The organism is Paenibacillus sp. FSL W8-0439, assembly GCF_038008995.1.
GTDB classification, from domain to species: Bacteria; Bacillota; Bacilli; order Paenibacillales; family Paenibacillaceae; genus Paenibacillus; species Paenibacillus polymyxa.
Window position 1 is genome coordinate 1,804,731 of the sequence record NZ_JBBPAK010000001.1, and the last position, 23,053, is coordinate 1,827,783.

Consider the following 23,053-nt stretch of genomic DNA (forward strand, 5'->3'; position numbering starts at 1 on the left):
CGTTTCACCTCACGGCCGTCCGTTGCCGCATACCCACTTGACCAGCTCTGCACCCATATGAGCGCCTAAAAAGGCGAAAATCAAATACAATATCTGCTTAATGGCAGGTGACAAATTACCATCCAACATATTGCTCTCAATGACCCGGATCGGGTCCATCGTTCCTCCCACAGCGGCGGCAAGCGCCCATATTTTAATCCTTCCTGCAACCTCCAGCATCGTCTGGGTAGGCGGCTGAAGCGATACTACAGCTCCCATTCCCCCGAGCATGGCTCCTCCGAGCACGATGCCGAAGGCAATGAAGAAGTCGAGAATCGCTTTGGATATAAAAGTGCTCATGCTCTTTTCCTCCTTGGGTATACGAATCAGGACCGCGCTTGTCCGCCCGGGTCTGTACTTTTATTCTATGGGCGCTACTAACGTGGATATGATAAAATAGTTTGAAGAAAATCAAGCGGTGAAGGGAAGAGAAGCGCATGAGTTCATTTGTGCATTTGCATGTTCACAGCGAGTACAGCCTGCTGGACGGCGCGGCTCGTACCGCGGAATTGGTCAAACAGGCATCAGCTTATGGAATGGAGGCGCTGGCTCTTACAGATCATGGGGTCATGTACGGTGCCATTCCTTTTTATAGAGCATGTGTAGAGAACGGCATTAAGCCGATTATCGGGTGTGAGGCTTATATGACGGCAGGCTCGCGCAAGGAGCGTGGCAGCCGGAAGGATCAGCCCATATATCATTTAATTTTGCTCGCCAAAAATAAAACAGGCTATCAAAATTTGATGAAGTTGTGCTCCATTGGCCATTTGGAGGGTTTTCACTATAAGCCGCGCATCGATATGGATGCTTTGGCTGCCCATCATGAAGGCATCATATGCTTGAGCGCTTGCTTGGGCGGTGAAGTGCCGCAGCATTTGCTGCATGGTCGGGAAGCCGAAGCACGACGTGCGGCCGAACGATACCGTAGCATTTTTGGCGAAGATTTTTATCTGGAGCTTCAGGATCATGGTCTGTCGGAGCAAAAACGCGTAAATCCTCAATTGATCGCATTGGCGAAGGAACTGGATATTCCGCTAGTGGCGACGAATGACGTGCATTACTTAACCGAGCCGGATGCTGATGTCCAGGACGTTCTGATTTGTATCGGGACAGGGAAGACAGTTGACGATGAGGAGCGCTTGCGTATACCAACACGTCAGTTGTATCTGAAAAGTCAGGAGGACATGGCTCGTTTATTTCCACATGTAGCAGAAGCCATCGCTAATACGGTGCGTATTGCTGAAAAATGCGAGCTGGAGCTGGAATTCGGCCAATCGATTTTGCCTGAATATCGCCCGCTGCCAGAGGACATGACGTCTTCGTCCTATTTGCGTAGTCTGTGCATGCAAGGGCTAGAGCGTCGCTACGGAGGCGATCCTGTATGGGAGCAGCCGGAGGAGCGGGAAAAACTGGACCAGCGGCTAAACTACGAATTAAATACGATCGACAGTATGGGCTTCAGCGATTATTTCTTGATTGTATGGGATTTTATTGCTTTTGCTCATAAGCATAAGATTGCAACCGGTCCGGGACGGGGTTCCTCCGCCGGTAGTTTGGTCGCCTATGTGCTTAATATCACGAATGTCGATCCGATAAAATACAATCTGCTCTTTGAACGGTTTCTGAACCCTGAACGGATCAGCATGCCAGATATAGATATTGATTTTAGCGATGAACGCCGTGACGAGGTTATCGACTATGTAGTACAGAAGTACGGAAATGAGCATGTTGCGCAAATTATTACCTTTGGGACATTAGCGGCAAGAGCCGCAGTCCGTGACGTCGGCCGTGTATTGAACGTGCCGTATGGCGAGGTGGACAAGGCGGCCAAGTTGATCCCGGCGCAGCTCGGCATTAATATCCGGCATGCGCTGGAGATTACCCCTGAGCTGAAGGCTCTGTATGAAACGAAGCCCAAGACACGTGAACTGCTGGATATGGCGATCAAAGTAGAAGGAATGCCTCGCCATGCTTCGACACATGCGGCGGGTGTTGTCATCTCGCGGACTCCATTGACCGATGCGGTTCCGCTGCAAGAGGGAAGCGAAGGGGTTCCTTTAACGCAGTACTCAATGGAAAATCTGGAGCGCATCGGTTTGTTGAAAATGGATTTTCTTGGACTGCGTACGCTCTCCATTATTGAACGGTGCATGCGCTGGGTTGCGGAGCAGCATGGAGAAACACCTGACTTTAGCCGTGTTCCCGACGATGACCCGCATACCTATGACTTGCTGGGCAAAGGAGATACAGGAGGCGTGTTCCAACTGGAGTCGGCCGGTATACGCCGGGTACTCAAGGATTTGAAACCGAGTGTTTTCGAGGATATCATTTCTGTCCTGGCTTTGTATCGTCCGGGCCCGATGGGTTTTATTCCCAACTTTATACAGGCTAAGCACGGACAGATTGAGGTTTCTTATCCGCATCCTGATCTTGAACCGATCTTAAAGGATACGTACGGTATTATTGTGTATCAGGAACAAATCATGCAGATTGCATCGCGCATGGCTGGCTTTTCCTTGGGAGAGGCCGATCTGCTGCGCCGCGCGGTGTCTAAGAAAAAACGCGAGGTGCTGGATCTGGAGCGTGGTCATTTTGTCGAAGGCAGTATTAAACAGGGGTACACAGAGGAGGAAGCCGGCAGGGTTTACGATATGATCGTCCGTTTTGCTGACTACGGTTTTCCGCGTGCCCATGCAGCTGCTTATGGTGTGCTAGCATTCCAGACGGCTTATCTTAAGGCCCATTATCCAGTACAATTCATGGCTTCCATGCTGACGGCCGTCATGGGAAGTCATCGAAAAGTGGCTGAATATGTCGTCGAATGCCGTCGTATGGATATCGCAGTGTTGCCGCCTGATGTGAATGAGAGTGGGGTGCTGTTTACCCCATTACAGCAGGGTGATATCCGCTTTGGACTGGCTGCCATTAAAAATGTCGGCACACAAGCAATGGAAAGCATTCTTGCTGTTCGTAAGGAACGCCCTTTCGACAGCTTGCTCGATTTTTGTCGACGCGTTGATTTGAGGGTGTGTAATAAGAGAGTGATTGAATCGCTCATTCAGGCAGGGGCATTTGATTCATTGACAGGCCATCGGGCACAGTTGCTTGCCATGCTGGATGAAACGGTGGATGCAGCTGCCAAATGGCGCAAGGAACGTGACGATTTGCAAATTGATATGTTTGGCTTTGTGGAAATGCCTAATTGGGATATTGAATACCCCAATGTACCTCCATTTAGTACCAGCCAGCAATTAGAGCTGGAACGCGAACTGCTGGGACTGTATTTGTCTGGGCATCCGCTAGATGATTTTGAATCGCTGCTGGAAAGCAGCCAAGCGGATCGTCTGATGGAGCTGAGCGACGTGCCAGATGAAACAGTTATTGTAACCGCAGGCATGGTGGTGTCACTCAAGACGATTACGACCAAGCAGGGAAAGGCCATGGCCTTCATTGAGCTGGAGGATCAGATTGAGCGCTGTGAGGTTGTGCTGTTTCCTGAGGTATGGAAGCGAAGCCAGCAGTGGATTGAAAAGGGTGCCTTGCTTGCACTACGTGCCAAGATGCAGCAGCAGGACGAGCACTTCAAGCTCCTTGCGGATGAGGCAGCCCCGCTGGCGGAAGACGCGTTGGCAAGGCTTCTTCAGCGCCGGCGTACCGGCGCACGTTCGTCCGCAGCAGCTGGAACATCCGTGTCAGCTGCTGGCAGTCCGGGCGGGAGAGCGCCGCGTATGTCGCCCTTGCCTTCCGCAGCTGCTCCATCAGCTTCGCCGCAGCAGAAGGCGGCTCGTCCCGTAGCGGCCCCCTCACAACGCGGAGGCGAAGCGGCTCACGGTGAGCAGGTGCCTTCCCCGCGCGGCTCGGAAGCCTCCGCCCGTCAGCGGGTGTTTGTCAAAATCACCCGCCAGGCCGAGGCGGACGCCAGCTTGCTGGTCAGCCTCAAGGCGTTGCTACAGGAGCATCCCGGTGCTGTGCCTACCGTACTCTTTTACGAGAGCAACCAGCGTCTGCTGGCGTTGAGTGATGCTTACAGCATTAAGCCTTCTCCTCAGCTTTTTGATCGAATGGAGTCGATGCTAGGTGAAGGTACCGTGAAAGTCAAATGACAGGCACACAGCAACACGCCCTTATTGTAACGGTTTAATGAACATTTTCCTTCCCTTTCGCATACACTTGGAAAACTGGCGGAACAGGAGATTCAACACGTGTCCTGCACCATAAGGTCCCGCACGGTGGAAGAATAGAACTGCATGGTGAAAGCGGGAGGGAAATTATGTCCTATGAATATGCAGAAACCTTGTTAAATCGCAGAGGCATTCGGATCGAGTCCATTGCGGACATTGTTTTTCAGCTTCAGCTAAAATATTATCCTCATTTGACTATGGAAGAATGTGTAGAAAGTGTCAAAGCGGTTTTGCAAAAGCGAGAGGTACAATATACACTGCTGACAGGCATTGCACTCGATGAGCTGGCCGAAAAAAAACTTCTTCCCCAGCCACTTCAAGCCATTATGGAGGCAGACGAACCGCTGTATGGAGTGGACGAGACAATGGCTCTTGGCATTACGAGCGTGTACGGCATGATTGGCTTGACCAGTTTTGGCTATCTGGATAAAGAAAAGATTGGAATTATCGATAAGCTGAACCAAAAAGGCAGTGGTATTCATGTGTTTTTAGACGATCTTGTCGCCGGATTGGCTGCCGCCGCTTCTTCGCGTATTGCCCATCGGAGCCTTCATGCCAAGCATTATCCTGCATCATTGGATGTTTAATTGGCCTGAATAAACAGAATTAATGATTATCTAGGCCCTCCGACGGAACTTGAATGATCAGGAGGGCTTTTGTTGCGGGAAAAAAGTAAGGTATGTTATCATGAGTCTATTATATGGGCTCAAAACTTGAGGCTTAGGGGGTAGAAACAAGGCATGTGGACGGTGATATATATTGCACCGACGGCCAGACTGGCTGACATGATTAAGCTCAAACTGTCTGAAGAAGGTTTTATGGTGCAGACCCGGGCCATCAGTGCATCCAAGCAACAGTTTGAGATACTTGTGCCTTCGGGTGAAGTCGAAGAAATACAGGAAGTGCTTAATTCGATTTTGCGCCCTTGAGTCCGGAACGGCGGAAGTGATACAGCAGCATGAATGGAACAAAGGATGCACGATCGGCGGTAATGTTGTATTAACAGGCGTTGACGTGTGTATGAACATAATGCTTAGAGGTGCCGCATCGACGGCAGAGGACCTTGTATCGGTTACGGCTGACAAATAAACGGCTGGAGAGGTGTAGTTGTGTTTAAAGATTTATTCCAAAAGAAGCGTAAATACGCGACCATCCCTTCGGAACGGGCGCTGAGCGGCGATCAAGCGGACATGCCGGATCGTCCCAAACGGGAAATTCCCGAAGGTCTTATGACCAAATGTGGCAAGTGTGGAAGTATTCAATACAGCAAAGAGTTGGAGAAAAATTTGAAAGTGTGTCCGGTGTGCGGATACCATATGCGTTTGAATGCAATGGATCGCATTCGCATGGTGCTCGACGAAGACACGTTTACGGAATATGATGCCGATATGATTTCGGTTGATCCGCTGGACTTTCCGGGATATGCAAGTAAGTTGGAGCAACAGACCCTGAAATCTGGCCTGCGCGAGGCTGTCGTTACGGGCGACGGCCTTATTCATGGGCATCCTGTTGTCGTAGCGGTGATGAGCTTTGACTTTTTTACAGGCAGTATGGGCTCGGTCGTAGGAGAGAAAATTACGCGTGCCATTGAGCAGGCGATTGACAAGCGCTTGCCGCTTATCATCTTCTCCACATCCGGTGGGGCACGTATGCAGGAAAGTATTCTGAGTCTGATGCAGATGGCCAAAACAAGCGCTGCTCTCGCTCGTCTGGACGAGCAGGGATTGCTCTATATTTCTGTGATCACTGATCCGACTACAGGTGGAGTCTCCGCCAGCTTTGCTATGCTTGGAGATATTATTATTGCAGAGCCAGGTGCTGTATTTGGTTTTGCAGGTCGTATTGTAATTGAGCAAACGATCAGACAGAAGCTGCCGGATGATTTCCAAACTTCCGAATTTAATTTGCAGCACGGACAATTGGATATGGTTGTACATCGCAAGGAACTGCGTGATACCCTTGGGCAATTGCTTGATCTGCACAGTGTGAAAGGGGAGGAATAAATGGCTGGCGAATTGCCTTATGAAAAGCCCCTGGTCGAGATGCGACAGAAGATCGAAGAACTTAAGCAATTCGGACAGGACAAGCAAATTGATTTTACAGATGAAATTAACCGTCTGGAAGAACGTTATCTCCAGATGGAAGAAGAAATATACACGAACATTACAGCATCGCAAAAGATGCATCTGGCTCGTCATCATCAAAGACCAACGTCCCTTGATTTGATCGAGCAGGTGTTTACAGATTTTATTGAATTGCATGGCGACCGCTTGTTCGGAGACGATCTGGCGGTTGTGGGCGGGATTGCCAAGCTAAATGGTATTCCGGTGACCGTCATTGGTCAGCAACGTGGTAAGGATACCAAAGATAACATTGCACGCTTTTTTGGTAGTGCCCATCCGGAAGGATTCCGTAAAGGCTTGCGACTGATGCAGCAGGCTGAAAAATTTAAGCGTCCTATTATTACATTTATTGATACGAAGGGCGCTTATCCGGGTAATACAGCAGAGGAGAGAGGTCAATCGGAAGCGATTGCCCGCAATTTGCGGGAGATGGCAAAGCTTTCGGTGCCTGTTATTTGTGTGGTCATCGGCGAGGGTGGAAGCGGCGGTGCGCTTGCGTTTGCAGTGGGTAACCGTGTGCTGATGCTGGAACACGCCATTTATTCGGCCATTTCTCCGAACGGCGCAGCCTCAATTCTATGGAAAGATGCTTCTAAGGCAGATCAGGCAGCTGAAGCGATGAAGATCACCGCTAATGACCTCCTGCGCATGGAGATTATCGAGGATATTGTGCCAGAGCCGAAAGGGGGCGCACATCGTAACTATGAAGTGACTGCTGCCGCAATCAAGGAGTTATTAGAACGTCATTTGGCAGACCTTACGAATATGAGCTGCGATGAATTGAGAGAAGACAGGTATCAAAAATTCCGGAAAATAGGACAATATACTTTCTTAAAACCTTCGGAATCTGAACCTATGTTGTAATACGCTGGAAACGGGTAACAATAAATATGACGAACTTCCTATACAAATAGGAAAAAGTGTAGTAGATTTAATTGTTGGAAAAAGATATAAAGAGTAGCACCTTTGAAAACGGAGGAAAAACCCAAATGCGCAAAACTAAGATTGTATGTACCATCGGTCCTTCCAGTGAATCATTGGAAAATGTGAAGAAACTGATTATGGCTGGTATGAACGTAGCCCGCCTGAATTTCTCTCACGGTGATTTCGAGGAGCATGGCAACCGGATTAAAAACATCCGTCAAGCTTGTAAGGAGCTTAACAAAAATGTTGCTATTTTGCTCGATACGAAGGGGCCGGAAATCCGGACAGGAAAGCTCGAAGTTGAACCTATTGAGCTTGTTCAGGACGAGTTCATTACGCTGACAACGGAAGAAATTCTCGGTACGCAAGATCGTATCTCCATTACGTACAAGGATCTTCCCTCGGACGTGGAGCCCGGCTCCACCATTCTGATCGACGATGGTCTGATCGGACTCACCGTTATTGAAGTATCAGGCACTGAAATCAAATGCCGCATTGTCAATGGCGGAACGATCAAAAGCAAGAAGGGCGTTAACGTTCCAGGCGTTGCTATTTCATTGCCTGGTATTACGGAGAAAGATGCGAATGATATCATTTTCGGTATTGAGCAGGACATTGATTTCATCGCGGCTTCTTTTGTTCGTAAAGCAAGTGATGTACAGGAAATTCGTGAATTGCTGGCGAAGCACAACGCAAGCCACATTCAAATCATCTCCAAAATAGAAAATCAGCAAGGTGTTGACAACCTGGATGAAATTTTGGAAGCTTCGGATGGTCTGATGGTTGCCCGTGGTGACCTCGGTGTGGAAATTCCTGCTGAAGAAGTGCCTTTGGCGCAAAAATTGATGATTAACAAATGTAATGTAGCTGGCAAGCCTGTTATTACAGCAACACAAATGCTGGATTCCATGCAACGTAACCCGCGTCCGACTCGTGCGGAAGCAAGTGACGTAGCCAATGCTATTTTTGACGGAACAGATGCAATTATGCTGTCCGGCGAAACAGCTGCGGGTAAATATCCGGTAGAATCTGTATTGACCATGTCACGTATTGCTGAAAAAGCTGAGTCTTCTCTGAACTACCGCGATTTGTTCAAAAAACAAAGAACGGCTCAAGAAATTAGTATTACAGAAGCAATCAGCCAATCCGTTTCTATTTCTGCACTTGACCTGCATGCCAAAGCAATCCTGACGTCCACGCAAAGCGGAACAACGGCGCGTATGATCTCTAAATACCGTCCAGAAGCTCCGATTGTCGCTGTGACAACACAGGAAAGAACAGTTCGCCGTTTGGCTCTGATCTGGGGCGTACATGCAGTACAAGGCAGACCCATCGTTGACACAACAGACAGTCTGTTTGACAATGCTCTGGAAGGTGGCCGCAAATCTGGCCTCGTTAAAGAGGGCGATTTGGTTGTGATTACAGCGGGCGTACCTCTTGGTGATTCCGGTTCCACGAACCTGATCAAAATTAGCTGCGTACCAGCACAAGCGTAATTGTAGTCCCCGCAAAGTAATACAGGGATGGCATTTACTCGTTACAATAAGTAAAAGAGCATTCAGGTCCATAAGACCTGAATGCTTTTTTTTGTTAACTAGTTCTTATTCCTTCTCGTCGTATAAAATCAAGGAATGCCTGTTGCATCATGTTCCTATGTGTATCTTGTTGATACACGATGTTTATTTGATAATAGCGCTTTTTTTTGTCAGCTTCGGGAAAAGGAAGCCATTCCACCGAGGGGAAAGTATGATCCTCGCTACGAACTCCGCAGGCAGGAAAGAAGGCAAGCGCGTCACCGCCACTTACCACTTGCTTTACTGCTTCCCAAGAGTTGATTTCCAGATGGGATTTAATTAGCGAAGAATAGGAATCTACAACGGATGCCCCGCTATATTTTACCCATATGTGCTTATCCAGCGTATCGAGCCCATTGATGTCCAGTGACTTGGATGTCTCAGCCGATGCAGAGCGGATAATCCCCACCTGATCTGAAGCCACTGGTTCTGCCACCGTATTCTCCAGAAGAGATTCTCCATCGTCGAGAAAAGCAAAATCAATATCTCCCTCTTTCAGTAGCTGCTTGATTACATCCGGAGATTGAATCTCTAACTGAATACGCCATTCTGGATATTGTTGTGCAAATTCAGCCATGATAGTTGGGAGAAGATACATGCCTGAAATCGACTCTGCGCCCAGATGTAAGAGGCTCTGAGATTCTTCTGTCTGTTCATCTACAGCTTGTCGGGCCTCTTGCTCAAGAGAGAGAATCTGCTTTGCGTAAGGCAACATTTTTTTACCAGCCTCGGTTAGCATAATTCTGCCTTGTTGGAGAGAGAACAGAGTCGCACCCATTTCCTTTTCCAGACTTTTCATATGAAAGCTGACGGTGGGCTGTTTGATTTGTAAAGTTTCGGCCACCTCCGTCGCTTTATGGTATTTATCGATCAGCACTAAGATGCGCAATTTTAAAATATTCATAGAATCGAACAACTCTCCTTACTTGATATTTATGCGTGAATTTAAACTATAGATTAATTATATACCGAAAAATAATTTATCTATCAATATTTTATATTTGTTTTACAAAACCTAGTCGTTCGTCTAACATTCCGGGCCTACAATGTAAAAGTGTTGATGGTCATAAATAAAAAACCGTCACTTAACTAAGGGGAGGACAATAAAAAATGTTGAAAAAATGGCCGTTCATTCTGATGACTCTCACCATGGTATTTGCACTTGCAGCTTGCGGATCCGGTAACAATGCTGCACCACAAGGAGACGCTGCTGCAGGAACAGACAATAAAGCAGCTGCTGAACTGACAGGTAACATTCTGGCTGTTGGCTCCACTGCACTTCAACCATTGGTAGAGCAAGCGGGACAAAAATTTATGGCTGTCGATAAATATAAAGGCATTGCGGTTCAAGTGCAGGGTGGCGGTAGCGGTACTGGCTTGACCCAAGTTTCCGGTGGACAAGCGGATATCGGTAACTCTGACGTATTTGCAAAGGAAAAACTGGAGAGCGGCGCAGAAGAGCTGGTCGATCACCAAGTAGCTGTTGTAGCTATGTCAGCGGTAGCGAATCCTAAAGTAGGCGTAACAGACCTGAAAAAAGATCAACTGGTACAAATCTTCACAGGTAAAATTACGAACTGGAAAGAAGTTGGCGGTGCAGATCAAAAAATCGTGATCGTGAACCGTCCAAGTAGCTCCGGTACTCGTGCAACCTTTGAAAAATACGCGCTGGGACAAAAAACAGAAGATCTGCCAGGCTCCATTCAGGAAGATTCCTCTGGTACTGTGAAAAAGCTGATTGCTGAAACACCTGGTGCGATTGGTTACCTGGCTCTGTCCTACATCGACAACACAGTTACTGCTTTGAAGTACGACGGTGTGGAAGCTAACGTTGAAAATGTAGAACAAGGTAAATATCCAGTGTGGGCATATGAGCATATGTACACTAAAGGTGAGCCAAAAGAACATGTAAAAGCATTCCTGGACTATATTCTGTCTGATGAAATCCAAAAAGCAGACGTTGTAGACCTGGGATACATCCCGGTATCAGGTATGCAAGTGAAACGTGATGCTGACGGTAATATCACGAAATAAGGAGAGCGATCTCCTGTTCGGATGAACGCAGCTAACGCGAGTATATTCACGAAGAAGAGGCGGACTAACGTCCGGCCTCTATTCTTCGCTTAAAGGAGTTACAGTATGGAACCAATTGAAGGGAAGGCATACATGGAACAGAATAAACGATCCCGAGTTATGAAAGAAAGACATTACTGGGAAGAATGGACCGGCCGCATCTATACGTCGGTTTGTGTCGTTTTTTTAGTTGCAGTCATTGTCTCCATCGTATATTTTGTTGCCTCCAAAGGTGTAGCTACATTTGCGGTGAATGGAGTCAGTCTGCGAGAATTTTTCTTTGGAACCAAATGGAGCCCGGATGGCGAGCCCAAGTCCTTCGGCGCGCTTCCGTTCATTACGGGTTCTTTTGCCGTAACCATACTAGCGGCCTTAATTGCCAGTCCGCTTAGCTTGTGCGCAGCTTTGTTTATGACGGAAATCGTGCCGAAATCGGGTAAACGTATCCTTCAGCCTGCCATTGAATTGTTATCCGGCATTCCGTCGGTTGTCTATGGCTTTGTCGGCTTGACCGTAATCGTCCCATTGCTGCGAAACGTGTTCGGGGGACAAGGCATTGGTATTCTCGCAGGTTGCCTTGTGTTGTCGGTTATGATTTTACCGACGATTACGAGTATTATGGCGGATGCGTTGTCTTCCCTGCCGGGGGGACTGCGAGAATCCTCTTATGCATTGGGGGCTACCCGCTGGCAGACAATTGCCCGTGTTATTATCCCGACGCTGCTGCCTGCTCTTTTAACAGGAATTATTCTCGGGATGGCTCGTGCCTTCGGAGAAGCGTTGGCTGTACAGATGGTCATCGGGAATGCTCCGCACATACCGCATTCCTTGCTGGAATCCGCTTCGACCTTGACCAGCGTCATTACACTTAGCATGGGCAACACAGCGATGGGCTCCGTTCATAACAATGCACTCTGGAGTATGGCGCTTGTTCTTCTGCTCATGACATTTATTTTCGTGCTGCTGGTAAGGCTGCTTGAAAGGAGAAACCGGGTTTGATGAAAGCTAAAACGACCGACAAGATCGCTACATTTGTAATCTGTTTCTTCGCCTTGTTCATTGTTGCACTTTTGGTGGGATTGCTGGGCTTCATTTTGGCCCGTGGAGTCAGTCATATTTCTTTTGACTTTCTAACCAGTGCTCCGCAAACGTTACGTGCAGGTGGCGGCATTGGTCCGCAACTGTTTAATTCTGTATTTTTGCTAATCTTAACTTTGATTATCACCATTCCAATTGGCTGGGGCGCCGGCATTTACATGGCGCAATATGCAAAGCCGGGAAAAATTACGGACTTCATACGACTTGTCGTCGAAGTATTGTCCTCGTTCCCGTCGATCGTCATTGGATTGTTTGGACTATTACTCATCGTCAATACATTTAATTTTGGCTTTTCCCTCTTGTCAGGGGCGCTGGCTCTAGCCGTATTCAATCTGCCGCTGATGGTTCGCACAACTGAGCAGGCTTTCCGTGCTGTACCGAAGGAGCAAAAGGAAGCCGGACTTGCGCTCGGATTGTCCAAGTGGAAAATCATTACCTCCATTTTGTTGCCAGCAGCGCTGCCAAGCTTGATTACGGGTACCATCTTGGCCGCAGGCCGTATTTTTGGGGAAGCCGCCGCATTGCTGTTTACAGCAGGGATGAGTACACCGCCGCTTGATTTTACCGATTGGAATCCATTGCATGCCAGATCGCCTATTAATCCGATGCGACCTGCCGAAACATTGGCTGTTCATATTTGGAAGGTCAACAGTGAAGGCATTGCTCCTGACTCCAAAGATATCGCCGCAGGCGCTTCTGCGGTATTGGTGCTGCTCGTTCTGGTCTTCAACTTGAGTGCAAGATGGTTCGGAAGAGTCGTTTACCGTCGGTTGACAGCTGCCAAACGAATGGATTAGAAAGGGGATGGAGAACAATGGAACATGTGATTACACGAACGGCAAAAACCGCCACACCAGCAACATCCGTTCAGTCTACGCGTTCAGAACAACTTGCGGGGCAAGCGCCACATCCGTTCAGTACTGAGGATTTGAGTATTTATTACGGAAGCTTTGAGGCCGTGAAAAAAGTAAACTTAGCTTTTCCAGAGCAGACCGTGACCGCCCTGATTGGGCCTTCCGGCTGTGGTAAATCGACTTTTTTGCGTTCCCTTAACCGAATGAATGATGAGATTGCGTCTTCATCGACAACGGGACATATTTGGATGGACGGACAGGATTTAACGGCACCTGAGACGGACGTGATCAAGCTGCGTCAGCAAATAGGCATGGTGTGGCAACGGCCTAACCCTTTTTACAAATCGATTTATAATAACATTGCGTTCGGTCCTAAATACCGGGGAGTGCGCAAAAAGAAGCAGCTCGATGAAATCGTCGAAAGCAGCCTGCGTAAGGCGGCATTATGGGATGAGGTCAAGGATCGTCTTCACGATTCGGCTCTTGCTCTGTCTGGCGGGCAACAGCAGCGGCTTTGTATTGCACGTGCACTTTCCGTTCAACCGAAAATTCTGTTGCTTGACGAGCCTGCTTCCGCGCTGGACCCTGTGTCTACAGGCAAGGTGGAAGAGCTTATTACCGAATTGAAAAAAGAACTGCGCATCGTTATTGTGACGCACAATATGCAGCAGGCTGCACGAATTTCCGATTATACTGCCTATTTTTATGTTGGAAGTTTGGTGGAACATGGGAAAACAAACGATATATTCACCAATCCTGAAAACGAGTTGACTCAAGAGTATATCATGGGTCGCTTTGGATAAGCCGTCCAGATTGACGACTTGTTATAGATATAAAACATGATAAACATCTTACTAATCTAGTATTGGTAAGATGTTTTTTTATTAGTTTAGTAAACTCTTACATTTGTATATAATAAAATATATTGATTATTTGGTTATATTTTCATATAATACATGTGTTTAATAGTTCTTGAAATACCACAATCCAATTAAAGGAGAGGTTTGCAATGAAGTTTAACGTTAAAAAATCTGTCAAATGGATTGCTTTTTCTGGAATGGCTATTACCCTAACAACTGGACTTGTTAGCCCTTCATGGGCAGCAGCTGAGCAGAATGTGACTGATGCAGGTGCGAGTGTTACCCAAGCCGTATACAATGATGCAAACGTTTACAAAAATGCTGTTGTTCCACTGGCTAGTGTGAATGTGAGTAGTTTGCTGGATAAGTATCGTGATTTTAGTAAATTTTCTACAGGAAATACATCCAAGGACACTACGCTTGCTTTGAATATTGTATCGTGGCAATTGCCGCATGGTGGATTCTTCAAAGCGATGGAAAAGAATTATAAATCCAAATGGGATGGCAAGGCAGCACGTTCTACATGGAAGAGCAAGGATGGTGTTGAACTCGGAACGATTGATAACGAGGCCACGACAACCGAGATCCGCTTTTTAGCGGATGTATACAAAAAAACTAAAAACAAAGACATTAAAAACAGTGTACAAAAAGCAGTTGATTTCGTACTAACCTCTCAATATTCCTCTGGCGCTTGGCCACAGGTTTACCCTAAACGTGGTAATTACTCAGATGCCGCAACTTACAACGATGATGCTATGGTTAGAGTGATGGTACTGGCAGATGACATTGTAAACAAAAGACAGCCGTTTGATAGCGATATTCTTGACAATACATATCGCTCCAGACTTCAGCAGGCTCTGAATAAAGGCGTACAGTATACACTAAAAGCTCAAATTGTAAACAATGGCACACCAACAATTTGGGGAGCACAGCATGATCCGGTTACTTATGAATCTGTGCCTGCGCGAGCATTCGAGCTTGCTTCCAAAACAACGACGGAATCGGTAGGCATTACCGCATTCTTAATGTCTCAACCGCAGACGACTGAGGTGAAAAAAGCAGCTCAGAGTGCCTTGAAATGGTTTGACACGAATCGGATCGACGGTATGAAATACAATCGTCAAGGTCCGGAGTTCTTCCAAAAGGATGCATCAAGCGTGATGTGGTATCGTTTCTACAACGTGGAGGACAATAAGTATTTCTTCTCAGACCGAGATGGCAAAAAGTATACGGACATCATGAAAATTAGTGAAGAAAGACGACTTGGTTACGCCTGGGCGGGAAGTCAGGCCAAGAGCTTATTGAAACTGGCTTCGGAAAGTGGATATTATAAACTGTCCAAGCCGTTGCCACAATAATAAAGCCATCATTGTAAATGCTTTGAGAGGGAGAGCCGTATGGTTCGGCCCTCTTTTTGTTCCCAGGCGGTAAATATGGTTTAATGGAGAGAGGGCAAAATAGAGATAAAGATGCACAAAGATAGGAGAGCTTGTATGACTCAAGAGGAGAAACAAACGCAACTACGATGGTATGGCGCACCTCTACGTGTCCGTTATCAGGAAAGCGACCAGATGGGGGTCGTGTATCATGCGAATTATTTAAACTGGTTTGAGATCGGACGTACGGAAATGATTCGGCAGGCAGGCTTTAACTACCGGAGCATGGAAGATCGAGGAGTTTTGCTGCCAGTTATTGAAATCAATGCGAAATATGCGAGCCCTGCTCGATATGATGATTTAGTTACTATCTATACCGCTATTACGGACTTCTCCAGACTACGTCTGAACTATACTTATGAGGTTCGACGGGTAACGGATGAGGAGCACCAAAACAATGTGGGAAAGGTATGGACAGAGGCTGACACGCTGCCGGGAGAACTGCTGGTCACAGGATCGACACGACATGTGTGGCTGAATACCGACTGGAAGCCCGTTCGGCTCGATCAGGCACTGCCTGAGTTGTACACTGCGTTAAGGTCTGCTTTTACAGGCGGGGAGGGACAGAAGTCATGATGATGCGTAAACGTCTGTGGCTGTTGCTGCTGCTCATTCCTTTGGCGGAGCTGTACGGGTTTATATGGGTAAGTCACTGGATTGGAGCGGGGAAAACTATTCTGCTCATTATTCTGACGACCTTGATTGGCGCTGCCATGATGCAATTTGAAGGTCGAAAGGTGATTGCCGATGCCAAAAATGAAATGAACCGTGGCCAAATGCCTGGCCGTAAAATGCTGGATGGATTATGTGTGTTTTTCGGCGGGAGCTTGCTGCTTATCCCTGGATTTATAACGGATATTATTGGTTTTACGTTGGTGTTTCCTTTAACACGAGTATTGTACCGACGTTTTTTATTAAAGTGGCTGGAGAAAAAAATGAAAAACGGCAGTATTACGTTTCGGCGGTTTTGACTGAGCTGCCGTTGTCCCCTCTCTATAACCTAGCGGACTCTTCCAGCAAGAATGTAGTTGCGCAAGTCCTGAATGACATTTGCACGATTCAGTGCATCAAGAACGATGAGTGATACAGGTCCGATAATGAGTCCTAAAACGCCAAACAGCTTGAGCCCGATGAACATACCGATGAGGGTGGGAAGCGGGTTCAATCCCACGCTGCTGGCCAGCACCTTAGGTTCCACGATCTGCCGTCCAATCAACAGGATGGCATAGAGGATCGACAATCCAACCCCTAGTGCCAAATTCCCTGACATATACGCATACAGTGTCCACGGAATCATCACAATGCCAACCCCTAAATAAGGTAACAAATCCACCAGCCCGATCATCAAACCGATGGTAAAGGCCGATTCCACACGCAAGATGAACAGCCCAATGATAACCGTTAATGCGGTAATGGAAATGATAATAAACTGTGCACGCAAATAGCCGTACAATGCTTTACGCAGATCGTGCCAAATATCTGACAATGGTTTGCGGATCGTATCAGGAACCGTATTCGAAAGTATTCGACTATGTCGATCCCAATCCTTACTAATAAAAAAGGCCGCTAATACAATAACCATTAGCACAGCTCCCATATTAGGTAGAGAGGTTAGCAAATTTAAAACCCCATTAAAAAATTGACCGACTAGCGTAGTAACAGCAGAACTGACGGTTTGAGTCGTTTTATCAATATTGCTGTTAATGGTGTGTTGGTAATCGGGATTATCCCGAATAAAATGGTTGATTTCAATAATTATATTTTGGATTAAATCGCTTTGCGTCCAATCAATAAACAGGCTTTTAAAACGCTCGATGTGCCCGTCAAAAGTCATGGCCAGCTTAATCATTTCTCGAACCATTCGGGTGATTGCAGCAGACAGGATGATTGCGATTCCGCCTAAATATACAAATAAGGAGACCGTGACAGCCGCCCAACGTGGCATACGAGCCTTGTTACGCAAAAAAACGACCAATGGGTTCATAGCATAGGCCACAAGCCAGGCGAATAGGAAAGGATAAACGAGAGGGAACAGCATATATATGCCCAGCAACAGAGCTACAATCACGATTACGACCCATAGAGCACGAAATATGCGATTCAAGATTAACCGACTCAAGCTCTCACGACTCCTTTCTTTTCGATGGCACTCCTTAAAGGAAGTGCTCTACTATACTTATGCGGGAGGAGGGTAAGACAAGACCTATGTAAAAAAGTGCAAATGAACGCATATATTTTGTAAGGGGTTTCAAAAATTTCTTTATAGATGCGATAAAACATTTGAATGTGTTGGAATAGCCCTCAATGTTCACATAAACGACAAAATCCAGTATAGTGAAAGAAGGTTTAAATATTGACATATGGCGTTAACATTACTCAGCTAAATAAAAGACATATCTTACTTTTGAAAATGTTTACATTGCAAGTCCGTTCACAATGTTTTTACAAAGGAGAGATGTAACGATGACAGCGACTAAAGGTCTGGAAGGGATCGTAGCGACCACTTCCTCCATAAGCTCTATCGTAGATGGCGTTCTCACGTACCGGGGTTATAACATTGATGATTTGGCTGTTAACGCCGATTTTGAAGAGGTAGCTTATTTGTTGTGGTTTGGAAAATTACCTGACCAAGAGCAATTGCAAGAGCTTCGCAGCCAGTTAAGCGAATATGCTGCTATTCCGGATGAAATTATTACTCAATTAAAGTTATACCCGAAAGAATTGAGTACGATGGCTGCCTTGAGGTCAGCTGTATCGTCTCTTGCTTTGTATGACCCAGAGGCGGATGATATGTCAAGAGAGTCCAATGTGACCAAAACCGTCAAGCTTCAGGCGCAATTGCCCACAATTGTGGCAGCCATAGCGCGTATACGCGAAGGCTTGGAACCAATTGCGCCTAAAAAAGGTGTTTCCATTGCTGAAAACTTTTTGTATCAGCTGACTGGCAAGGACCCGGAGGAGACGGCTATTAAGGCGTTCAATCAGGCTCTCGTGCTGCATGCCGATCATGAATTGAATGCTTCGACCTTTGCTGCGCGTGTAACGGTAGCCACTTTATCAGATATTTATTCCGGGATCACGTCTGCCATTGGGGCCTTAAAAGGACCGTTACATGGTGGGGCCAATGAGGCTGTTGCTAAAACACTGGAGGAGATTGGCGGATTGGATCAGGTGGACTCCTATATTCAGGCCAAACTGGATAACCGCGAAAAAATTATGGGCTTTGGGCATCGTGTCTATAAAAACGGTGATCCGCGTGCCAAACATTTGCACAAAATGTCCCGCGAGCTGGGAGAAATGAACGGCGACACTACGTTGTTTGATATGTCAGTTCGAATTGAGAGTATTGTAACAGGGCAAAAAGGCTTGAAGCCGAATGTGGATTTTTATTCTGCCTCCGTATATACCCAGTTGGGTATCAAGAGGGATCTGTTTACTCCTATCTTTGCTGTAAGCCGTGTATCGGGGTGGACTGCACACATTTTGGAGCAGTATGAAAATAACCGTTTGATTCGTCCGCGTGCGGAATACACAGGTCCGATGGATCAAAAATATGTGTCACCAGAGTTGCGCTAACCTTTGGAGGAAGATTGAGGTTGTATACCCTGAATTTAAAAAATAAGGTACAATAGAAGGGTCGGCGAGAGATATACGTTTTTGTCTGTGATAAAGATCATGTCTTTCGTCCTGTACCCATTCATATCTGAGGAGGAAAAGGAACTTATGGCGAAATTTGAAAAGTTTGAGCTCCCAACTGAAGGCGAAAAAATTACAATTGATAACGGTCAACTGCAGGTTCCAAATCATCCGGTAATTCCGTTTATCGAGGGTGACGGCACAGGTCGCGACATCTGGAAAGCTTCCAAGCGCGTACTGGACGCGGCTGTAGAAAAAGCATATAACGGCACGAAAAAGATTGCCTGGTATGAAGTATTCGCTGGTGAGAAAGCTTTCAATACATACGGCGAGTGGCTCCCTAACGATACTTTGGAAGCCATCCGTGAGTATATTGTAGCCATTAAAGGTCCACTTACGACACCTATTGGCGGTGGTATCCGTTCATTGAATGTGGCATTGCGCCAAGAACTGGACTTATACGTATGCCTGCGTCCTGTTCGCTACTTTAACGGTGTCCCATCTCCAGTAAAACGTCCTGAGTTGGTAGACATGGTCATTTTCCGTGAGAATACAGAAGATATTTACGCAGGGATCGAATATGCCGAAGGGTCTGAAGACGTGAAAAAGGTAATTCAGTTCCTTCAGCAAGAGCTGGGCGTGAATAAAATCCGTTTCCCTGAAACCTCAGGAATTGGGATTAAGCCAGTTTCCTCCGAGGGTTCAAAGCGTCTGGTACGGGCAGCTATTCAGTATGCCGTTGACCATGGGCGCAAGAGTGTAACGCTCGTACACAAAGGTAACATTATGAAATTTACCGAAGGTGCCTTCAAAAACTGGGGTTATGAAGTAGCTGAGCAAGAGTTTGCAGATAAAGTATTTACTTGGGCTCAGTATGATGTCATCAAGGAAAAAGAAGGTGAGGATGCGGCAAATGCAGCTCAAAAAGCAGCTGAAGATGCAGGCAAAATCATTATTAAGGATGCGATTGCTGATATTGCACTTCAACAAGTGCTGACTCGTCCTTCTGAATTTGATGTCATTGCTACGCTGAACCTGAACGGGGACTATCTGTCCGATGCTTTGGCTGCTCAAGTTGGTGGAATTGGGATCGCGCCAGGTGCAAACATTAACTATGTAACCGGGCATGCTATCTTTGAAGCTACGCATGGTACAGCTCCAAAATATGCAGACAAAGACGTAGTGAATCCTGGTTCCGTAATTCTGTCCGGCGTTATGCTGCTTGAACATTTGGGCTGGAAAGAAGCAGCTGACCTGATTTACAAGGGGCTGGAGACGTCCATTAATAAAAAGATTGTAACTTATGACTTTGCCCGTCTGATGGACGGTGCTACACAGGTGAAATGCTCCGAGTTCGCGGACACTATTATTAGTAACCTGTAAGGAAGGGGAATACTACTTGACCATTCAACGCAAAAAAATATCCATTGTTGGCGCCGGTTTTACCGGTGCCACTACCGCATTGCTGCTGGCTCAGAAGGAGTTAGGTGATATCGTACTCATTGATATTCCGCAACTAGAGAATCCGACTAAAGGCAAAGCGCTTGATATTTTGGAAGCTGGTCCAGTGCAGGGATTTGACACCCAGATCATGGGCACTTCTAATTATGAGAATGCAGCCAACTCGGATATCGTCATTATTACAGCCGGGATCGCGCGCAAGCCGGGGATGAGCCGTGATGATTTGGTCAACACGAACGCAGGAATTATAAAATCCGTATGTGAGAATGTGAAGAAGTACGCGCCCAATGCTATCGTCATTATTCTGAGTAATCCGGTCGATGCTATGACCTATACGGCGTACCAAACGCTTGGCTTCCCGAAAAATCGGGTTATTGGCCAATCAGGTGTGTTGGATACGGCTCGGTATTGTACCTTTATTGCACAGGAACTGAATGTTTCGGTTGAAGACGTGCGCGGTTTCGTTATGGGAGGGCATGGTGATGATATGGTGCCGCTCGTACGCTATTCCAGCGTAGGAGGTATACCTATCGATAACCTGATTTCTCAGGAACGTATCGAAGCGATTGTACAACGTACACGAGTGGGTGGCGGAGAAATCGTTAACCTATTGGGTAATGGCAGCGCATATTATGCTCCGGCAGCTTCGCTTGCGCAAATGACAGAAGCGATTGTAAAAGATAAAAAGCGGATTATACCAGTCATTGCTTACCTGGAAGGAGAGTATGGCTATCAGGACCTGTTCCTCGGTGTACCTACACTTCTTGGCGGTAACGGCATCGAAAAAGTGTTCGAGTTGGAATTGACAGCTGCAGAAAAAGCAGCGCTCGATCAATCTGCCGAAGCGGTTCGTAATGTGACTAAAATAGTCAACGTATAAATACGATTTGCTACTAAAACGGTATACTTTTTTACTTAAAGAGGTGTCCACAAGTCATAGTTATGGCTGTCGGCCACCTCTTTTATTTTTAAATAGTCTATTGTTTTCTTCCTTTTCTTTTAATATTGAAAGTTTCAGTTTGGATTTGCTGGCACCAGCGGAGCGAGCGGAATGATTGCGGACAAGCATCCACCCGAGTTGAAACTTTCCCCCTCATATCCTTTGCTTTAACCCACTTCCCCGGTATAATAGAGTTCATATGCATTAATAGTTACATAGAAAAGCATGTCCCAAAACATTGCAAAGATGCTAGTCATTCGTTGGAATATGATCGTTCTATGGAAAAATCAGTTTGTAAGAAAATAAAGAATTGGAGGTTATAAAGAATGTTTTTTATTCACATTATTGGATCACTGGCAATGGGCTTTTATTTATTGCTTCCCTTCGTCGTGGGCAAAATCGACAAATTGGCTCCAAGCGCGCAGGAGGGAACGATATCGGCAGTGCAGCTATTGAACCGTTTGGCGCAATTTGCACTAATCCTTGTGCTTATTAGCGGCATCTATATGATTTTTGCTTGGAAGTCTTATTCGGTAGCATGGATCGTGGTCGTGTTGTTGTTGTTTCTTGCTATTTCTGGTATCGCAGGTGCTATGGGTAAGCCATTACGATTGTCACTGGAAGCGGTTCGCAACCAACAGCCAATTACGCAATACGCTGGTAAAGTGCGAATGTTCAGTACGCTGTTGGCCGTTTTCATGATCTTAATTACGTTTTTAATGGTATACAGCCATATTATTTAATGAATCATTTTATGAGCGGTTGGAATTGAATAATGACAACGGCTAACGTTGAAAAAACGGTCTGTGCAGAATAAGCATAGGTCGTTTTTTTTGTGTGCTCACATAGCTGGATTTTTCTTTTTTCGTTTAACGGATAAGTTTGTGTGGTAAATCAGGAGTAGAGTGGATGCAAATGTTGCATCCTAAAAAATATCTGATTTTGAAGGGAGAATGTACAATGGCTAAAAGCAACCAACCTCAGCAAACCTTGCCCCCGCAGCACCAGGAACAGCAACCGGGGATTGAGTCCAAAATGACGCCTGCACCGCAATTTGAAAAACCAACTTACAAAGCGGCTGGCAAGCTAACAGGCAAAGTTGCACTGATTACTGGTGGAGACAGTGGAATTGGGCGGGCTGTAGCTGTCACGTATGCCAAAGAAGGTGCGGATGTAGCTATCGTCTACTTGAATGAGCATAAGGATGCGGAAGAAACCAAACGTCAGGTCGAACAGGAAGGACGCAAATGCGTGTTGATTCCTGGCGATATCGGAGATGACCAATTTGCCAAAAAAGCGGTGCAACAGACGGTGAACGAATTGGGCAAGCTTGATATCGTCGTGAACAATGCGGCCGAGCAGCATCCACAGCAAAAGCTGGAGGATATCACCAAGGAACAGCTGGAGCGCACGTTCCGCACGAATATCTTCGGTATGTTCTTCCTAACACAAGCGGCATTGCCACATTTGAAGAAAGGGAGCGCGATCGTCAACACAACGTCGATTACCGCATACGCTGGGAATAAGACGCTCATTGATTATTCTTCCACCAAAGGGGCAATCACATCATTCACTCGTTCCCTATCACTCAATTTGGCGGATCAAGGTATTCGAGTGAACGCTGTAGCCCCAGGGCCGATCTGGACACCGTTAATCCCGTCTACCTTTGATGCCAAGACGGTCAGCGAATTTGGAGGAGCACAGCCCATGAAGCGACCGGGTCAGCCGGAAGAACTGGCGCCAGCTTATGTGTACCTTGCTTCAGACGATTCGTCTTATGTAAGCGGGCAGGTTATTCATATCAATGGCGGTGAAGTTGTAAACGGATAAGAGGATAAAGAAAAGGTTGGGGCA

Annotated in this window: 21 protein-coding genes; 18 read left to right on the top strand and 3 right to left on the bottom strand. The window is 46.6% G+C overall.

Annotation, left to right across the window (positions count from 1 at the left end):
- Nucleotides 1-9 precede the first annotated feature (9 nt).
- Nucleotides 10-339, bottom strand: a complete 330-nt coding sequence (locus MKX36_RS07850) for a YtrH family sporulation protein (RefSeq protein WP_013309582.1) — start codon at nucleotides 337-339, stop codon at nucleotides 10-12.
- A 137-nt stretch (nucleotides 340-476) separates the two neighbouring features.
- On the opposite strand from MKX36_RS07850, the gene MKX36_RS07855 reads away from it, so the two are divergent.
- The 6 genes from MKX36_RS07855 to pyk all read left to right on the top strand — a co-directional run bounded on the left by MKX36_RS07855 (nucleotide 477) and on the right by pyk (nucleotide 8,763).
- Entirely contained in the window at nucleotides 477-4,142 is a 3,666-nt protein-coding gene (locus MKX36_RS07855) for a DNA polymerase III subunit alpha (protein WP_340864493.1), read from the top strand.
- Between the two features lie 167 nt (nucleotides 4,143-4,309).
- A complete protein-coding gene (locus MKX36_RS07860) occupies nucleotides 4,310-4,807 on the top strand; it encodes a phosphatidylglycerophosphatase A family protein (protein WP_025364511.1) in 498 nt (165 codons plus the stop codon).
- A 153-nt stretch (nucleotides 4,808-4,960) separates the two neighbouring features.
- Nucleotides 4,961-5,149 (top strand): hypothetical protein, encoded by a 189-nt coding sequence (locus tag MKX36_RS07865; RefSeq protein ID WP_007429680.1) that lies wholly within the window; start codon nucleotides 4,961-4,963, stop codon nucleotides 5,147-5,149.
- A gap of 180 nt (nucleotides 5,150-5,329) precedes the next feature.
- Nucleotides 5,330-6,223, top strand: a complete 894-nt coding sequence (gene accD, locus MKX36_RS07870) for an acetyl-CoA carboxylase, carboxyltransferase subunit beta (RefSeq protein ID WP_016819618.1) — start codon at nucleotides 5,330-5,332, stop codon at nucleotides 6,221-6,223.
- A complete protein-coding gene (locus MKX36_RS07875; RefSeq protein WP_016819619.1) occupies nucleotides 6,224-7,207 on the top strand; it encodes an acetyl-CoA carboxylase carboxyltransferase subunit alpha in 984 nt (327 codons plus the stop codon).
- Nucleotides 7,208-7,332: 125 nt separating this feature from the next.
- Entirely contained in the window at nucleotides 7,333-8,763 is a 1,431-nt protein-coding gene (pyk, locus tag MKX36_RS07880) for a pyruvate kinase (protein WP_016819620.1), read from the top strand.
- A gap of 94 nt (nucleotides 8,764-8,857) precedes the next feature.
- Here pyk and MKX36_RS07885 read toward each other — a convergent pair whose 3' ends face one another.
- Nucleotides 8,858-9,745, bottom strand: a complete 888-nt coding sequence (locus MKX36_RS07885) for a LysR family transcriptional regulator (RefSeq protein WP_117289740.1) — start codon at nucleotides 9,743-9,745, stop codon at nucleotides 8,858-8,860.
- A 206-nt stretch (nucleotides 9,746-9,951) separates the two neighbouring features.
- Between MKX36_RS07885 and MKX36_RS07890 the strand changes: the two genes are divergently transcribed.
- From MKX36_RS07890 to MKX36_RS07920, 7 genes are all read left to right on the top strand, one after another.
- A complete protein-coding gene (locus MKX36_RS07890; protein ID WP_016819622.1) occupies nucleotides 9,952-10,875 on the top strand; it encodes a phosphate ABC transporter substrate-binding protein in 924 nt (307 codons plus the stop codon).
- 105 nt (nucleotides 10,876-10,980) lie between these two features.
- A complete protein-coding gene (gene pstC / locus MKX36_RS07895; RefSeq protein WP_013370343.1) occupies nucleotides 10,981-11,913 on the top strand; it encodes a phosphate ABC transporter permease subunit PstC in 933 nt (310 codons plus the stop codon).
- Complete coding sequence (gene pstA, locus MKX36_RS07900; RefSeq protein ID WP_016819623.1) at nucleotides 11,913-12,809, top strand: phosphate ABC transporter permease PstA; 897 nt, start codon at nucleotides 11,913-11,915, stop codon at nucleotides 12,807-12,809. The genes pstC and pstA overlap by 1 nt, the downstream gene beginning before the upstream one ends.
- 17 nt (nucleotides 12,810-12,826) lie before the next feature.
- The gene (pstB, locus tag MKX36_RS07905) at nucleotides 12,827-13,669 is read left to right on the top strand and encodes a phosphate ABC transporter ATP-binding protein PstB (protein ID WP_016819624.1); all 843 of its coding nucleotides are present in this window, start codon (nucleotides 12,827-12,829) and stop codon (nucleotides 13,667-13,669) included.
- A gap of 206 nt (nucleotides 13,670-13,875) precedes the next feature.
- Complete coding sequence (gene pelA, locus MKX36_RS07910) at nucleotides 13,876-15,084, top strand: pectate lyase (protein ID WP_340864494.1); 1,209 nt, start codon at nucleotides 13,876-13,878, stop codon at nucleotides 15,082-15,084.
- A gap of 135 nt (nucleotides 15,085-15,219) precedes the next feature.
- Nucleotides 15,220-15,738 (top strand): acyl-CoA thioesterase, encoded by a 519-nt coding sequence (locus MKX36_RS07915; protein ID WP_017425912.1) that lies wholly within the window; start codon nucleotides 15,220-15,222, stop codon nucleotides 15,736-15,738.
- The gene (locus tag MKX36_RS07920; protein WP_013370347.1) at nucleotides 15,735-16,133 is read left to right on the top strand and encodes an FxsA family protein; all 399 of its coding nucleotides are present in this window, start codon (nucleotides 15,735-15,737) and stop codon (nucleotides 16,131-16,133) included. Before MKX36_RS07915 ends, MKX36_RS07920 begins: the two co-directional genes overlap by 4 nt.
- 29 nt (nucleotides 16,134-16,162) lie before the next feature.
- Here the strand turns inward: MKX36_RS07920 and ytvI are convergent, their stop codons facing one another.
- Entirely contained in the window at nucleotides 16,163-17,281 is a 1,119-nt protein-coding gene (gene ytvI / locus MKX36_RS07925; protein ID WP_016819627.1) for a sporulation integral membrane protein YtvI, read from the bottom strand.
- Between the two features lie 344 nt (nucleotides 17,282-17,625).
- Here ytvI and citZ point away from each other — a divergent pair, with 344 nt between their 5' ends.
- The 5 genes from citZ to MKX36_RS07950 all read left to right on the top strand — a co-directional run bounded on the left by citZ (nucleotide 17,626) and on the right by MKX36_RS07950 (nucleotide 23,029).
- Complete coding sequence (citZ, locus tag MKX36_RS07930) at nucleotides 17,626-18,738, top strand: citrate synthase (RefSeq protein ID WP_016819628.1); 1,113 nt, start codon at nucleotides 17,626-17,628, stop codon at nucleotides 18,736-18,738.
- Between the two features lie 147 nt (nucleotides 18,739-18,885).
- Nucleotides 18,886-20,181, top strand: a complete 1,296-nt coding sequence (gene icd, locus MKX36_RS07935; protein ID WP_016819629.1) for an NADP-dependent isocitrate dehydrogenase — start codon at nucleotides 18,886-18,888, stop codon at nucleotides 20,179-20,181.
- Nucleotides 20,182-20,197: 16 nt separating this feature from the next.
- On the top strand, nucleotides 20,198-21,139 hold the full coding sequence (gene mdh / locus MKX36_RS07940; protein WP_340864495.1) for a malate dehydrogenase: 942 nt from the start codon (nucleotides 20,198-20,200) through the stop codon (nucleotides 21,137-21,139).
- A 386-nt stretch (nucleotides 21,140-21,525) separates the two neighbouring features.
- Nucleotides 21,526-21,942, top strand: a complete 417-nt coding sequence (locus tag MKX36_RS07945; protein ID WP_017425909.1) for a hypothetical protein — start codon at nucleotides 21,526-21,528, stop codon at nucleotides 21,940-21,942.
- Nucleotides 21,943-22,159: 217 nt separating this feature from the next.
- Nucleotides 22,160-23,029 (top strand): SDR family oxidoreductase, encoded by an 870-nt coding sequence (locus MKX36_RS07950; protein WP_025364514.1) that lies wholly within the window; start codon nucleotides 22,160-22,162, stop codon nucleotides 23,027-23,029.
- Nucleotides 23,030-23,053: the final 24 nt, after the last annotated feature.